The organism is Bacillus sp. FJAT-27245 (assembly GCF_001273955.1).
Classification (GTDB): domain Bacteria; phylum Bacillota; class Bacilli; order Bacillales; family Cytobacillaceae; genus Bacillus_D.
This window is the reverse complement of sequence record NZ_LIGI01000001.1, coordinates 2,564,544-2,578,557: the sequence shown is the minus strand read 5'-3', so window position 1 is coordinate 2,578,557 and position 14,014 is coordinate 2,564,544. Positions and strand designations below refer to the sequence as shown.

General features: G+C 47.3%; 15 protein-coding genes. All 15 read left to right on the top strand.

Annotated elements, in window-relative coordinates; all coding sequences use genetic code 11:
• Window positions 1-117 precede the first annotated feature (117 nt).
• The 15 genes from aroC (at window position 118) to ADU24_RS12465 (ending at window position 13,987) form a co-directional block, all read left to right on the top strand.
• Complete coding sequence (aroC, locus tag ADU24_RS12535) at window positions 118-1,287, top strand: chorismate synthase (RefSeq protein ID WP_053366957.1); 1,170 nt, start codon at window positions 118-120, stop codon at window positions 1,285-1,287.
• Window positions 1,287-2,372: a 3-dehydroquinate synthase gene (gene aroB, locus ADU24_RS12530; protein ID WP_053366956.1), complete on the top strand. Its 1,086-nt coding sequence runs from the start codon at window positions 1,287-1,289 to the stop codon at window positions 2,370-2,372. Before aroC ends, aroB begins: the two co-directional genes overlap by 1 nt.
• Window positions 2,373-2,475: 103 nt before the next feature.
• Window positions 2,476-3,579, top strand: a complete 1,104-nt coding sequence (gene hisC, locus ADU24_RS12525; protein WP_053366955.1) for a histidinol-phosphate transaminase — start codon at window positions 2,476-2,478, stop codon at window positions 3,577-3,579.
• Between the two features lie 13 nt (window positions 3,580-3,592).
• Window positions 3,593-4,699 carry a prephenate dehydrogenase gene (locus ADU24_RS12520; protein ID WP_053366954.1) on the top strand — a complete coding sequence of 369 codons (1,107 nt, stop codon included), beginning with the start codon at window positions 3,593-3,595 and terminating at the stop codon, window positions 4,697-4,699.
• 42 nt (window positions 4,700-4,741) lie between these two features.
• Entirely contained in the window at window positions 4,742-6,013 is a 1,272-nt protein-coding gene (gene aroA, locus ADU24_RS12515; RefSeq protein ID WP_053368912.1) for a 3-phosphoshikimate 1-carboxyvinyltransferase, read from the top strand.
• A 174-nt stretch (window positions 6,014-6,187) separates the two neighbouring features.
• Complete coding sequence (locus ADU24_RS12510; RefSeq protein WP_053366953.1) at window positions 6,188-7,084, top strand: hypothetical protein; 897 nt, start codon at window positions 6,188-6,190, stop codon at window positions 7,082-7,084.
• 21 nt (window positions 7,085-7,105) lie between these two features.
• Window positions 7,106-8,365: a tetratricopeptide repeat protein gene (locus ADU24_RS12505; RefSeq protein ID WP_053366952.1), complete on the top strand. Its 1,260-nt coding sequence runs from the start codon at window positions 7,106-7,108 to the stop codon at window positions 8,363-8,365.
• 33 nt (window positions 8,366-8,398) lie between these two features.
• The gene (locus tag ADU24_RS12500; protein ID WP_053366951.1) at window positions 8,399-8,965 is read left to right on the top strand and encodes a ReoY family proteolytic degradation factor; all 567 of its coding nucleotides are present in this window, start codon (window positions 8,399-8,401) and stop codon (window positions 8,963-8,965) included.
• A 61-nt stretch (window positions 8,966-9,026) separates the two neighbouring features.
• Window positions 9,027-9,488 carry a YpiF family protein gene (locus ADU24_RS12495; RefSeq protein ID WP_053366950.1) on the top strand — a complete coding sequence of 154 codons (462 nt, stop codon included), beginning with the start codon at window positions 9,027-9,029 and terminating at the stop codon, window positions 9,486-9,488.
• Between the two features lie 147 nt (window positions 9,489-9,635).
• Window positions 9,636-10,139, top strand: a complete 504-nt coding sequence (locus ADU24_RS12490; RefSeq protein ID WP_053366949.1) for a ubiquinol-cytochrome c reductase iron-sulfur subunit — start codon at window positions 9,636-9,638, stop codon at window positions 10,137-10,139.
• Between the two features lie 16 nt (window positions 10,140-10,155).
• On the top strand, window positions 10,156-10,830 hold the full coding sequence (gene qcrB / locus ADU24_RS12485; RefSeq protein WP_053366948.1) for a menaquinol-cytochrome c reductase cytochrome b subunit: 675 nt from the start codon (window positions 10,156-10,158) through the stop codon (window positions 10,828-10,830).
• A 62-nt stretch (window positions 10,831-10,892) separates the two neighbouring features.
• Entirely contained in the window at window positions 10,893-11,660 is a 768-nt protein-coding gene (locus ADU24_RS12480) for a menaquinol-cytochrome c reductase cytochrome b/c subunit (protein ID WP_053366947.1), read from the top strand.
• 95 nt (window positions 11,661-11,755) lie between these two features.
• Window positions 11,756-12,346, top strand: coding sequence for a DUF1405 domain-containing protein (locus ADU24_RS12475; protein WP_053368911.1), 591 nt, complete (start codon window positions 11,756-11,758; stop codon window positions 12,344-12,346).
• Window positions 12,347-12,459: 113 nt separating this feature from the next.
• Entirely contained in the window at window positions 12,460-13,254 is a 795-nt protein-coding gene (gene ypjB, locus ADU24_RS12470) for a sporulation protein YpjB (RefSeq protein WP_053366946.1), read from the top strand.
• A gap of 58 nt (window positions 13,255-13,312) precedes the next feature.
• On the top strand, window positions 13,313-13,987 hold the full coding sequence (locus ADU24_RS12465) for a zinc metallopeptidase (RefSeq protein ID WP_053366945.1): 675 nt from the start codon (window positions 13,313-13,315) through the stop codon (window positions 13,985-13,987).
• Window positions 13,988-14,014: the final 27 nt, after the last annotated feature.

Here is a 14,014-nt window from a genome sequence, read left to right as displayed (position 1 = left end):
GATAATTTCCGATAATATTGCATACTTGCCTAATTGTCTGAGTTTTAAAACAGTTAGTGACAAAACCATAAATGACCTGTAACATATCCTTAATCCATTTTAAAAGGGGAATAAAACATGAGATATCTTACCGCAGGGGAATCACACGGCCCCCAATTGACTGTGATCATCGAAGGAGTACCAGCTGGAATGCCAATCCGGGCTGAACAAATTAATGATGAGCTTGCCCGAAGACAAAAAGGGTATGGCAGGGGCAGACGGATGCAGATTGAAAAAGATACGGTTGAAATTGTCGGGGGCATCCGCCACGGGAGGACTTTAGGTTCACCGATTGCGCTCGTAATAAAAAACGATGACTGGAAGCACTGGACTCATATAATGGGGCCTGAAGCGATTGATGAAGAGGCGGAGTCGGAAGTGAAAAGAAGAATATCACGGCCCCGTCCCGGACATGCCGATCTGAATGGTGCGATTAAATACGGCCACAGAGATATGAGGAATGTCCTTGAACGGTCATCCGCCAGGGAAACGGCCGCACGCGTGGCGGCTGGCGCGGTTGCAAAGGTCCTGCTGGAACAGGCCGGAATCGAAATTGTTTCGTATGTAACTGAGATTGGCGGCGTAAAAGCCGGGGTTCCTGAGCTGTCCATGGCCGAAATGAAGGAAAAAAGCGAAGCCTCTCCAGTACGTTGCCTGGATTCCGGCGCGGAGCAGAAGATGATGGAGGCAATTGACAGTGCGAAAGAAAATGGCGACTCGATTGGCGGCATTGTTGAAGTAGCGGCAACTGGCATGCCGATTGGCGTGGGCAGTTATGTCCATTATGACCGGAAGCTGGATTCACGGATAGCAGGCGCGATTATTAGCATTAACGCCTTTAAAGGGGTTGAATTCGGGATTGGCTTTAAGGCGGCCGAAATACCGGGTTCACAGGTCCACGATGAAATCATTTGGGATGAAGAAAACGGCTATACCAGGAGAACGAACCGCCTTGGCGGCTTTGAAGGCGGCATGACAAACGGGATGCCGATTATCGTCAGGGGCGTTATGAAACCTATTCCAACACTGTACAAACCGCTCCAAAGCGTTGATATTGAGACAAAAGAGCCGTTTGCCGCCAGCATTGAACGTTCAGACAGCTGTGCAGTCCCGGCTGCCGCCGTGGTTGCCGAAAGTGTTGTCGCCTGGGAAATCGCCCGTGCCCTCGTTGAACAATTCAATTCGGACCGCCTTGACGTCTTTCTAGAGGAAATCAGAAACCACAGGGAACGGGCGAGGTTGTTCTGATGAAGACACTGCAAATCAGTGCGGGATCACATAAGTATCCTGTTATCATCGGGGAACATGCCGTCTCGCAACTTGCGAACTATCTCGAAAAACAGGCGGGAAGCTTCACGAAGTTGCTTATCATTACCGATGAAAACGTTGCAACTCTCCATCTGCCAACACTTTTGCAACAATTGGAAGCCTATCAGCCGTCCGTTTTCTCCGCACCCGGTGGGGAACAAGCAAAAACAATCGAGACGTATTACGAAGCCATGACCTGCGCCCTTGAAAATAGCCTGGACAGGAAATCGATTATTATTGCCCTTGGAGGGGGAGTAATCGGGGATTTGGCCGGATTTGTCGCGGCGACTTATATGAGGGGCATCCGATTCGTCCAAATTCCGACGACCGTCCTCGCTCATGACAGTTCAGTCGGCGGTAAAACAGGAATCAACCATCCGCTCGGTAAAAACATGATTGGCGCTTTCCATCAGCCGGAAGCCGTATTCTATGATTTGTCTTTTTTAAAAAGCCTCCCCTTAACGGAAGTCCGTTCAGGATTCGCCGAAATTGTAAAACATGGCTTAATTGGCGACCCGGACCTTTACGAATGGCTGAAAACTACTATTCATGATCTTGGCGGCATCACTACATATCAATATGAATCGATGCTCTCGAAGGGGATTGGTGTAAAAGCTTCGATTGTTAACAAGGATGAAAAGGAAACAGGGATCCGGGCCTTCCTGAACTTCGGGCATACATTGGGCCACGCGATTGAAGCTGAAATGGGCTATGGGAACATTACGCACGGGGAAGCGGTTATGATCGGCATGCTATTCGCACTTGAAGCAAGCAAGTCCGAAGCGGGGCTCGCCTTTGACGTGGACAGCTTCCGGGCCTGGATTGAAGATCTCGGCTATTTGCCTTCCATTCCGAGCGGCCTTAAACAGGAAGATTTGATAAAAAGAATGAAGATGGATAAAAAAGCTGTGGCCGGGGCGATGAAATTTGTGCTTCTTAAGGAAGTTGGCGAGCCATGCCTGAAAGAACTAAGTGAATCCCGGATAAAAACGTTATTGGATATTTTTTTAAATTCGAAAAAGTAAAAAAACGCTGACTTCCCGATTTGCCTGTGGTAGAATGGAAAGAAAAAACTCGCACGCACTTTAAAGCGTTAAAGCAGCGGGGTTAAACAACGAGGTGTTTGAAATGCGCTGGAAAAAGCAACTGTTAAATCTATCACCATATCAGCCAGGCAAATCAATTGATTCCGTAAAAAAACAATACGGTTTGGAAACAATCGTTAAATTGGCTTCCAATGAAAACCCGTTTGGCTGTTCGGCCAGGGCAATCGAGCGGATCCAGAACTACGGTGAAAGCCTTGCCCTTTATCCAGATGGACATGCTGGCGATTTGAGGGACACCCTCTCCAAGATGCTTGGGATTGCCCAGGACAAGCTCATCTTCGGGAATGGTTCGGATGAATTGATCCGCATTATTTCAAGAGCCTTATTATACCCGGGAGCAAATACTGTCATGGCGGCGCCAACTTTTCCACAATACCGGCATAATGCTATTTTAGAAGGAGCGGAAGTAAGGGAAGTTCCTCTCGTTGATGGATATCATGATTTGAAAGGGATGCTGGGAGCGGTCGATGAAAAGACGAATGTCATTTGGATCTGCAGCCCGAATAACCCTACCGGAACCTATATTCCCAAAAAGGACTTGGAATCATTCCTGGAACAGGTACCGGAAGAGATACTGGTAGTAATTGATGAGGCGTATTATGAATATGTTACAGCGGCTGATTTTCATGATTCCATCTTACTGGCTGACCAATTTCCGAATGTTATAGCCTTGAGGACTTTTTCAAAAATTTACGGGCTTGCAAGCCTGAGGGTTGGCTACGGCATTGCAAATCCATCAATCATTAAAGTTCTAGAGCCTGCGAGGGAGCCGTTCAACACGAATTCCTTCGCCCAGGAAGCCGCAAAGGCGGCACTCGCCGACCAGGAATTTGTCGGGAGATGCAGGGAGGCAAACCGGAAGGGCCTTGAAATGTTTTATCAATTTTGCGAAAAACATGGCCTTTCCTACTATCCGTCCCAGGGGAATTTTATCCTGATTGATTTCCGCATGGATGCCAACCATGTTTTCCAATCATTGCTTGAAAGGGGCTTCATTGTGAGGTCTGGTGCCCTGCTCGGCTTCCCGCAAAGCATAAGGGTGACTGTCGGCTCAGAAAGCCAGGTTGCCGCTTTATTGGAGGAATTTGAATCCTTCCTTGAAAAAGAATCCAGGGCGCTTGTATAGGGGAGTGCGTAAATTGAACGGCAATGTTTTCATCATCGGATTGGGTTTGATTGGCGGGTCATTGGCACTCTGTATTAAAAAGGCTCACCCGGATGCTAAAGTATTCGGGTATGACATCAGGGAGCGGCAGGCTGAGCTTGCGAAAATGCTTGGGGCAATTGATGTAATTTCCGGCACCATCACGGAAGGGGCAGCTCAGGCAGATTTAATCATTATTTCCGCTCCTGTTAGGGAAACCGCGAGGATCCTAATGGAACTGGAATCGTGTCCGCTGAAGGAATCGGTCATCATTTCGGATACCGGCAGTACAAAAAAGGAAATAACCCGTCTAGCCGCTCCTTTAAAACAGAAAGGCTTTTCGTTTGTCGGCGGCCACCCCATGGCAGGTTCGCATAAAAGCGGGATTACAGCAGCTAAAGAAATCCTCTTTGAAAATGCCTTTTACATATTTACTCCGGAAGACCCCGGGGACAGGGAAAGTGCCGCCACGCTTATGGAATGGCTGAAAGGGACAAAGGCAAGGTTCCTGGAACTTTCCCCTGAAGACCATGATTATCTGGCGGGCGTCATCAGCCATTTCCCGCATATTATTGCCGCATCGATCGTGCATCAGACAAAAAGCCTTTCCGGGAGGCATGAGTTGCTCCCGAGGCTAGCTGCAGGCGGTTTCAGGGACATCACAAGGATTGCCTCGAGCAGTCCGGAAATGTGGCGTGATATCCTTCTCCACAATAAAGAAGTGCTCATCGAATTACTGGATTTATGGCGAAAGGAAATGGACAGGGTAACCGGCCTCTTGCTTGAATCGAATGAAGAAGAGCTTGCCGCCTATTTTWCGGAAGCAAAACTTTTCCGCGACGGGCTTCCCGTGAAAGAAAAGGGGGCAATTCCGGCATTTTATGATTTGTACGTCGATGTTCCCGACTATCCCGGGGTTATCTCGGAAGTCACCGGCTATCTTGCAAAAGAAGAAATCAGCATCACGAATATCCGGATCATTGAAACAAGGGAAGAAATATACGGAGCCCTGGCCATTAGCTTCCAGACTGCCAACGATAGGGAAAGGGCTGAGAAATGCATCCAGGCATACTCTTCATTCCCTACATCATACGAACTATAAAGCATGGACCCGGAGGTGCACGAATTGAATCAAATAAATATAATGCCTGCGAGCGCAGGACTGTCCGGGGAAATAAGTATTCCCGGTGATAAATCCATTTCCCACAGGGCTGTCATGTTCGGCGCAATTGCCTATGGAACAACTGCCGTTAAGAATTTTCTCCCGGGGAATGATTGCCTGAGCACTGTTTCCTGTTTCCGAAAGCTTGGGGTAAACATAGAAGCCTCCGGCACCGAAGTAAAAATAGCCGGAAATGGGCTCCAAGGGCTTCAAGAATACAACGGCCTACTCGATGTGGGCAATTCAGGTACGACTATCAGGCTTATGATGGGATTATTATCAGGCAGTCCGTTTGTATCGAGGCTTACTGGTGATGAATCGATTGCCAAAAGGCCTATGAACAGGGTAACGGCTCCTTTAAAGGATATGGGCGCGATGATTGATGGGCGCGAAAACGGCAAGTTCATTCCGATTACTATCACTGGGGGAAGCCTGAAAGGGATAGACTATTCGCTTCCAGTTGCGAGCGCTCAGGTAAAATCTGCCCTTCTCCTTGCCGGCCTGCAGGCTAAGGGAGAGACATCCATTACTGAAATCGCCCCAACAAGGGACCATACGGAAAGAATGATCCGTCTGTTTGGCGGAAAAATTGAAACATCCGGAAAGACAATCGCAATTGAAGGCGGGCAAAAACTATACGGGGCCGAAATAGAGGTTCCCGGTGACATTTCGTCGGCCGCCTTCTTCCTTGCGGCCGGATTGCTTGTTCCTGGAAGTGAAATCATACTGAAAAATGTTGGCTTAAATTGGACTCGTACAGGGATCCTCGATGTCCTTGAAAAGATGGAAGCTGATTTCTCCATTATCCGGACTTCAGGCGATACGTTTGAACCATCAGGAGACATCCTGGTAAAGCATTCGCGCCTGAAAGGTACAACAATTGGCGGGGAACTAATTCCAAGGCTTATTGATGAACTGCCAGTCATTGCCCTGCTAGCAACACAGGCAGAAGGTGAAACCGTCATTCGGGATGCAGCCGAACTGCGGGTTAAAGAGACCGACCGGATTGAAACGGTCGCTGCAGAATTGAGAAAGCTTGGTGCGAAGATTGAAACAACTCCGGATGGGATGGTCATTTCCGGTGGAACGAAACTTGGCAACGGGAGCGTTACAAGCCATGGCGACCATCGAATCGGCATGATGCTTGCGGTGGCGGGGCTAATAAGCAACAGCGGAATTGAGCTTCGCGACACCGAGTCCATCGCTGTCTCCTACCCTGACTTTTTCATCCACCTGGACAGTTTGCAAAAGTGATTTCATTGAGGGCGGGAGCATAATCCTTTGTGTCCAGGCAAAATTGGTAAGTGGCGCCAGCTCTTAAGTTGGCGCCTTTTCCATATTCCAGGCGATATTTTTTGCGGGCTTTGTACCGGCATATTTTTCCCCTTTTCGCATAGCTTGTCTTAAGACTTGCTAAAGGGTGATGGGATGCCTTACATTATTGAAAATGCCTCTATTTTAAGGGAAGCCGGAAGAGTACGGCAGTCCATTCTGACAGATGGGGAAAAAGTATCCTCCGTCCGCGGGGATTTGCCGGCATATTCGTATATGAAGATGAATGTTGATGCGTTTTTGATGACCCCGACGTATTCAGTTCTTGAAGGGGGCCTTACCGACATCCCCCCAGCTGGAGCGAAGGCGCACATTGAAGAAAAATATTTAAAAAACGGATGTACGACAATTCTTACCTACGTAAAGGCGGAGTATGAAAGGGAGGTTGGCGAGAAGCTTGCGGGGGTGGCGGGAAACTTGTCGGGAATCCCCGCCGATTATGCGATCGGAATCAAAATTCCCATTGGCCTATTGTGCCCCTCGGTATTGAGGGAATGCAAAAGGAGGAAGCTTCCTGCTGTTTTTGTGGAATTTACCACTCCCGACCTGTTTGGCAAAATACCTTGGGGATGGATCCGGGAGGCGTTATTCCCCTATAATTGCCCGCTTATTCCGATGGTTCCGCTCCGTGAGGAAGGCCAGAAAAAAATGCTATTGGCAAAGTGGAAAAAAGTCATGGAAGCTGAAAGGATTCCTTCCCTGGACGATGAACTTGAGGAATGTGTGCCGATTGGTTCCCAGGCATTGAACGAGATGGGCCTATTTCCCTGGAGGTCCAGCCTGATGCATAATGCCGAGTTAAGCTATAATCTATATTGGGATGAGGGACTGGATGGTGCGGATGAAAAGTCTTTATTCCTGTATCATAGTGATAAGCTTGCGATGACAGTCCAAAGAGGGAAAATAATTCGGTTTGGCAACCGCACTGATTTTGCAGAAGGAAACGGGGAGCATATTAAAGTTAAAACCCATTCCTTTTTTGCCATAAAATAAAAGGTTCGGAGCGAGAAAAAGATGGAAAAGACGAATAAAATTATTGATTTGCTTGAAAATGGCCAACATAAGGAGGCTATCGAGGAATATAATGAAGTATTAAAAAGCGGGCTGCCCGAGGAAAAATTCGAGCTGGCTGAAAGGCTTTTGCAATACGGTTTCCTCCAGGAGGCCATTGCCCTTTTTGAGAACCTCCTCTTGTATTACCCTGGTGAAGGGGAGATTATTGTCCTTCTCGCAGAGGCCTATGTCGACAATGGCGAGGAAGAAAAGGCGATCCTTTTGCTTGAGGAAATTGAAGAAGATGACCCTTCCTACGGGGAAGCGCTTATCCTCCTTGCTGATTTATACCAGCTTCAAGGATTATACGAGGTCAGCGAGAGAAAGCTTCGGAGCGCCAAGGAGGCATTGCCGGATGAAACGGTGGTGGATTTCGCGCTCGCGGAATTATATGGCTCCATGGGGGAAATGAAGAAAGCAATAAGCTATTATAAGGAAGTTTTAAAATCGGATGATGAAATTGCAGGCGTTAGCATCCATCAAAGGCTTGCAGACTGCTTAAGCGCATCCGGGGCGTTTGAGGCCGCGATGCCATATTATGAAAAAGCGCTTGAAAACAAGGTTGAGATCAACACATTATTCGGCTGCGCCTTTACAGCGCTCCAAGCGGGATACAACAGGGCAGCCATCGAGAGATTCGAGGAACTAAAAACGTTAGACCCTGAATACCATTCCCTTTACCTTCATCTGGCCCAAGCCTATGAAAGGGAAGAACTCCTCGACAATGCGCTCCAGGCTGTTATGGATGGAATCAAGCAGGACGAATTCAACAAGGATCTCCACTACTATGGAGGTAAGGTTGCTTTGAAGCTTGGCAGGCAGGAAGAGGCTGAACAATTGTTAAGGGATGCAATCGCACTTGATCCCGGCTTTACGGAAGCAGCCCTTACGCTCAACAAGCTGTTCATCCACCAGGAAAGATATGAAGACGTCATTGATCTTATCGAGGCTGTGGACGTGGAGGAACATGCCGAGCCGCAATTCCATTGGGATGCCGCTGTTGCATTTGGCCATCTGGAGGAATACGGGAGGGCGCAGGAAAATTACGAGGCTGCATACCCATTTTTCGAAAATAATGAAAATTTTATGAACAATTATGGATATTTTTTAATTGAAGAAGGAAAAACCGCTCTGGCTGCCGAAATTTTTAATGAGTTGTTAAGGCGTTACCCTATAAATGAAGAATATGCAGACCTGGTTGAACGCCTGTCCCAGAATTAGTAAAGTTTAAACTCGCAGAGGAGGGAAACGATCATGGCAACCCCTGTATCTGTCAACGAGAAAAAGGACTTTATCAGATGGTTTTTGAACCATTACCAGTTAAAGAGAAGAGAATGCGTGTGGATCCTGAATTATCTAATGAGCCATGACCAGTTGATGGAGAAGGTGCATTTCGTCGAACAGGCCCAATATTGCCCAAGAGGCCTTATTATGTCCGCCCATTGCACAGATAAAGTGCCATTCCGTTTTTATAAGGAAAATATTATGACAACCGACGCGGAAAAGTCTTTCCATGATATCCGGCTGAACAGGGACGAAGAAATTTATATCCAGCTGAATTTCAATGCGTCGAACAAAGTCCATCAGTATGCCGCGGTTCTTGAGGATAATCCTTATGTTCCAAGGCATTTGCAGGTCAATGAAAAGGACCGGGCCGATGCTGAAAAATTCCTCCTGCATAGCATTCAGCGCTTTAACCAGGAAAAACTTCTGTTGCTGATCGACGAGGCGCTCGACAAACAGGACAAGGAAGCTTTCCTTGCCTTTACCGAGCAATTGAACAAACTGAAAAAAGACCAGCCAAACGGGAGCCTGCTCTAAGCAGGTTTTTCTTTTGCAATGGTAAGATTAAACCAATAAATAAGATTGCGAGGAGAAAAATATGAAATGGTCCGCAGAAGATATAAAATCCTATATTGAGGCAAAAGAATATGTGGATACAGCGATTATCCAATTAGTTCCACTCGAATTTGGAGAGGGGCTTGCCGGGGCTGCATCGGCGGCAGAGTACATCGGCCTGCTCGCGACACAGCTGGAAAGGCAATTTACCGGCAGAGTACTGCTGTTACCACCTTTTACATATCTGAAGGAGGAAGGTGTGGCGGAAGCCTTCGCCCGCCTCTCTAAGTGGGAAGAACGGCTTGCTGATGAGGGAATCCGGAATATCTTCTTTCTTACATCAGCCCAGGAATGGCGGAATGCAGAGGAAAACCTTAACGGATCGCTAATTTGGCTTCCGGCATTGCCTTTGGCAAGCATCGATGAGAGGCAAAAAGTTCTTTTGGTCAATGACCAGGTCAAACAGCTGATGCAGCTTTTTACAAATAAATGGCGGGCTGAATGAAACCGTTTTTATAGATTGCAGAGATTAAAAGTTCACAAAATAGTATTATATTGACCTTGCAATAAGATTGATATATCATGATAATGTCCTAGTTAATATATGTTAAATGTCCTATGGACTTAACTTGTGAACAGAGGGGGGAGAACCATGAGTAAACATCGAGTTTCAAGAAGGCAGTTCCTAAGTTATACATTGACGGGCGTGGGTGGTTTTATGGCCGCCGGAATGCTGATGCCGATGGTCCGATTTGCCATTGATCCTGTCCTAAGGGCTGACGAAGAAGGCGATTTCATTCCGACTTCGCAAAAAGTGGCGGACATTACTAGCGAACCAGTAAGGGTAGATTTCACTTTCAAACAAAAAGATGCCTGGTACGAATCTGATGTAACGAACACTGCATGGGTGTATAAGGATGAGGACGGCAAAATTGTCGCCCTTTCACCTGTATGTAAGCACCTTGGATGTACTGTCGGATGGAATAATAGTGAAAAGTATCCAAATGAATTCTTTTGTCCATGCCATAATGGACGCTATTACAAGAGCGGTGTGAACGTTCCGAACACTCCGCCAATGGCGCCGCTTGATGTATATCCATATAAGGAAGTAGACGGCTTTCTTTACTTAGGAAAAGCCAAGCCGAGAAAAGCGTAGAAAGGAGGCGTAATCGATGTTAAACAAAATTTACGATTGGGTAGATGAACGTTTGGATATTACGCCCCTATGGCGCGATATCGCAGACCATGAAGTGCCTGAGCACGTTAACCCGGCCCATCATTTTTCAGCATTTGTTTACTGTTTTGGGGGATTGACGTTCTTTGTTACAGTTATTCAAATTCTGTCAGGAATGTTCCTGACCATGTATTATGTGCCGGATATTAAGAATGCCTGGCAGTCCGTCTATTATTTGCAAAACGAGGTTGCTTTCGGGCAGATCGTCCGCGGCATGCACCACTGGGGTGCGAGCCTTGTCATTGTCATGATGTTCCTACATACGTTGCGCGTGTTTTTCCAGGGCGCATACAAAAAGCCACGTGAATTGAACTGGATTGTCGGCGTGCTAATTTTCTTTGTCATGCTGGGTCTTGGCCTTACAGGCTACCTGCTTCCTTGGGATATGAAAGCACTTTTCGCGACAAAGGTAACGCTTCAAATTGTTGAAGCTACCCCGCTTATCGGCCCACAGCTTAAAACTCTGATGGCGGGCCATCATGAAATCGTAGGTGCACAAACAATCTCGCGGTTCTTCGCAATCCATGTATTCTTCCTGCCTGGAGCATTGCTTGGACTGATGGGAGCCCACTTCATCATGATCCGCAAACAGGGCATCTCGGGACCGCTATAAAAATTTAATAGGAACGGGAAGTCTGTCCTGTTCCATGCTACGAAAGAGGAGGGGATTGTTCGATGCATCGCGGTAAAGGTATGAAGTTCGTTGGCGATTCACGTGTCTTGGCGCCATCTGAGCGAAAGCCTATGATTCCTAAAGATTACTCTGAATACCCCGGGAAAACTGAAGCTTTCTGGCCGAACTTCCTCTTGAAGGAATGGCTCGTCGGCGCCGTTTTCCTGGTTGGTTTTTTATGCTTGACAGTGGCGCACGAACCGCCGCTTGAAAGGATTGCCGATCCAACAGACGCGGGCTATCTCCCGCTGCCTGACTGGTATTTCCTGTTTTTATACCAGCTTCTTAAATACTCCTATGCAGCTGGCCCATATACAGTCGTTGGCGCAATGGTCATTCCTGGCCTCGCTTTCGGCGCCCTTTTGCTCGCGCCATTTCTTGACCGCGGGCCGGAACGCAGGCCATCAAAACGCCCGGCTGCCACTGCATTCATGCTTTTGGGAATAGCCAGTGTTTTTTTCCTGACGTACCAATCTGTGGCCACCCATGACTGGGAAGCAGCCAAGAGGCAGGGTCAAATTATCGAGGGAATTGACAAGGATGCTGAGGGGTATAAAATCTATGAAGCCCAAAGCTGTATTAACTGCCATGGCGGTGAGCTGCAGGGAACAGCAATGGGCCCTAAACTGATTGACGAGGAATTCCCGGCAGACCACGTTGCGGAAGTTGCCGTAGAGGGTTTTGGAGACATGCCTAAGGGAATCTTCAAAGGTACTGATGAAGAGCTTAAAAAGCTGTCTGAATACATTTCTACCCTGAAAAGCGAGTAGAGTGGAAAAGCTGGTGAAGGAATTCGCCAGCTTTTTTCTTTCAATCATTTATGATACGATTTTTTATACATAAACTGTAAAGGCGGGATTTTGTGATTAGGCAGTTTTATCCCTTTCTTGCTTACAGGCCGTTCTTATGGGTTCTACTCGTTGTCAATATTCTGGGCACTGTGTATGGCTATGTCTGGTATGGCTGGCAGCTTGAACGAACCCCGCCCATCTTCCTGCCTTTTGTCCCTGATAGTCCAACGGCAAGCCTTTTTTTCGTCTTCGTCCTTATTGCTTTTTTAATGAGGAAAAACTGGCCATTGATTGAAGCACTGGCGATTGTGACTTTATTTAAGTACGGGATATGGGCGGTTGTTATGAATTTGCTCGTTTTGGCTGTAACCGGGGAATTGGGCGGGCTCGGCTGGATGCTCGTCGGTTCCCATTTTGCGATGGCAGTCCAAGGGCTTCTTTATGCTCCTTTCTACAGGATAAAGTGGTGGCATTTGGCCTTAACAGCTGTTTGGACCTTGCATAACGATGTCATCGATTATGTGTTTTTCATGATGCCGAGATATGAAGTCCTCTATTTATATACGAAAGAAATTGGCTATTTTACCTTTTGGCTGTCAATTGCATCGATTTTCATTGCATGGTATTTTTGCGTAAGGCCTGGGCGCTCACAATATAATCTTTAGGCAAGCTAATTCGTTTGGATTCCCAGGCGAATTTTCATTGCTGCCCCCCTGGACAGGTTCTAGACTTGTCCTTCTTTTCATACATTTTATTAGTATGAGAGGGGTGGCTATGAATGAAGCTTAAATACTTCCTTTTTATCCTGTTAGCAGGATTATTTCCGGTGCAGGTTTTGGCTGACGGCCGGCCGGCAGCAATAGAGCAGCTTGACATACTTTCTGATGAAGCCTTTCAAATGGTTAAAAACCAGCGCTATGAGGATGCGAAGAAACTTTTGGATTATTTTTCCGAACAGCTTCACAGTATGGGTCCTGGCCGTATCCCTTTCTCAGCTGACGAGGCAAGGATTGTCTCACTATCCCGTGACGAAGCGTTGGAAGCGGTAGCAAGCCCTACGTTGGAATACATGGAAAAGATGAATAAAGTAACGCGTTTCAGGCTGGTCATGGATGCCCTTGCTACTTCCAGTGACCCGCTCTGGGCCGAACTGGAAGATCAAGTCATGGGGTCTTTTTCGGGGGCGAAACAAGCCGCGTTGGATGGCAACCCTGGAGCCTTCCATGCAAGCTTGAATTCTTTTTTATTCTTGTATGAACTTATTTATCCAAGCATGAAGATTGATATCAAAGCAAATTCTATGCAAAAGCTGGACGCAAAGATTGATTTTCTTTCGGCATTTAGCCCTTCCAAACCCGCTAGCGAGTCGGAAGTGGCGGAGTTTGATGCATTGGAGGCGAGCCTGAAGAACATATTTGACGGGATTGAGGAGGATGAAGCGGACCCATCGCTTTGGTGGGTCATCATCTCGACAGGCGGCATCATTATCCTGACTTTGTCGTATGTTGGCTGGAGAAAATATAGAGCAGATAGTGAAATTGCAAAAAAACGCTCGATTAAGCTAAAAGATTGACAATGTCTCCATGCACAAATAAAATTTTATACAACATGATATTTTGGGAGGCACATAAATGTTTATCCTTTATTTCGCATTGATTATCCTAATTCCTCTTTGGGCTCAGATGAGGGTAAAGGGAGCGTTCAATAAATACTCGAAAGTCGCGTCTTCATCAAGGAAAACGGGTGCTGAAGTAGCCAGGGAAATCCTTCAGGCGAATGGAATTTACGATGTGAGGATTGAAGAAGGCAGGGGGTTTCTTAGCGACCATTATGATCCCAGGGCGAAGGCGATCCGTCTGTCCCCGGATATTTACCATGGCCATTCACTCGCGGCTACCGCAGTCGCTGCCCATGAGGTAGGCCACGCCATCCAGGACCAGCAGGACTATGCGTTCCTGCGTTTCAGGCACGCGCTTGTCCCTGTCGCCAACCTTGGCAGCAATTTCGCTTGGATTTTGATTCTAATCGGAATTCTGGCCCACCTGCAAGGGATGCTGCTTATCGGAATTGCTTTCATGGCGGGAGCGGTTTTGTTCCAGGTCATTACCCTTCCTGTTGAATTCAACGCTTCCTCAAGGGCGATGGACCAGGTAATCGCACTTGGAATTATCCGGAACGAAGAGGAACGGAATACAAAGAAAGTACTTGACGCAGCGGCTCTTACGTATGTCGCGGCGGCCGCGGTTGCCGTCCTGGAACTCGTCAGGCTGATCCTCATCTATACCGGAATGAATAGAAGTGAATAAGAAAAGCTGAAGCGATATTCCATATCT

Coding starts and splice junctions, on each gene's coding strand:
- aroC (WP_053366957.1), top strand. CDS start 118: ATGAGATATCTTACCGCAGGGGAATCACACGGCCCCCAATTGACTGTG.
- aroB (WP_053366956.1), top strand. CDS start 1,287: ATGAAGACACTGCAAATCAGTGCGGGATCACATAAGTATCCTGTTATC.
- hisC (WP_053366955.1), top strand. CDS start 2,476: ATGCGCTGGAAAAAGCAACTGTTAAATCTATCACCATATCAGCCAGGC.
- aroA (WP_053368912.1), top strand. CDS start 4,742: ATGCCTGCGAGCGCAGGACTGTCCGGGGAAATAAGTATTCCCGGTGAT.
- ADU24_RS12510 (WP_053366953.1), top strand. CDS start 6,188: ATGCCTTACATTATTGAAAATGCCTCTATTTTAAGGGAAGCCGGAAGA.
- ADU24_RS12505 (WP_053366952.1), top strand. CDS start 7,106: ATGGAAAAGACGAATAAAATTATTGATTTGCTTGAAAATGGCCAACAT.
- ADU24_RS12500 (WP_053366951.1), top strand. CDS start 8,399: ATGGCAACCCCTGTATCTGTCAACGAGAAAAAGGACTTTATCAGATGG.
- ADU24_RS12495 (WP_053366950.1), top strand. CDS start 9,027: ATGAAATGGTCCGCAGAAGATATAAAATCCTATATTGAGGCAAAAGAA.
- ADU24_RS12490 (WP_053366949.1), top strand. CDS start 9,636: ATGAGTAAACATCGAGTTTCAAGAAGGCAGTTCCTAAGTTATACATTG.
- qcrB (WP_053366948.1), top strand. CDS start 10,156: ATGTTAAACAAAATTTACGATTGGGTAGATGAACGTTTGGATATTACG.
- ADU24_RS12480 (WP_053366947.1), top strand. CDS start 10,893: ATGCATCGCGGTAAAGGTATGAAGTTCGTTGGCGATTCACGTGTCTTG.
- ypjB (WP_053366946.1), top strand. CDS start 12,460: ATGAAGCTTAAATACTTCCTTTTTATCCTGTTAGCAGGATTATTTCCG.
- ADU24_RS12465 (WP_053366945.1), top strand. CDS start 13,313: ATGTTTATCCTTTATTTCGCATTGATTATCCTAATTCCTCTTTGGGCT.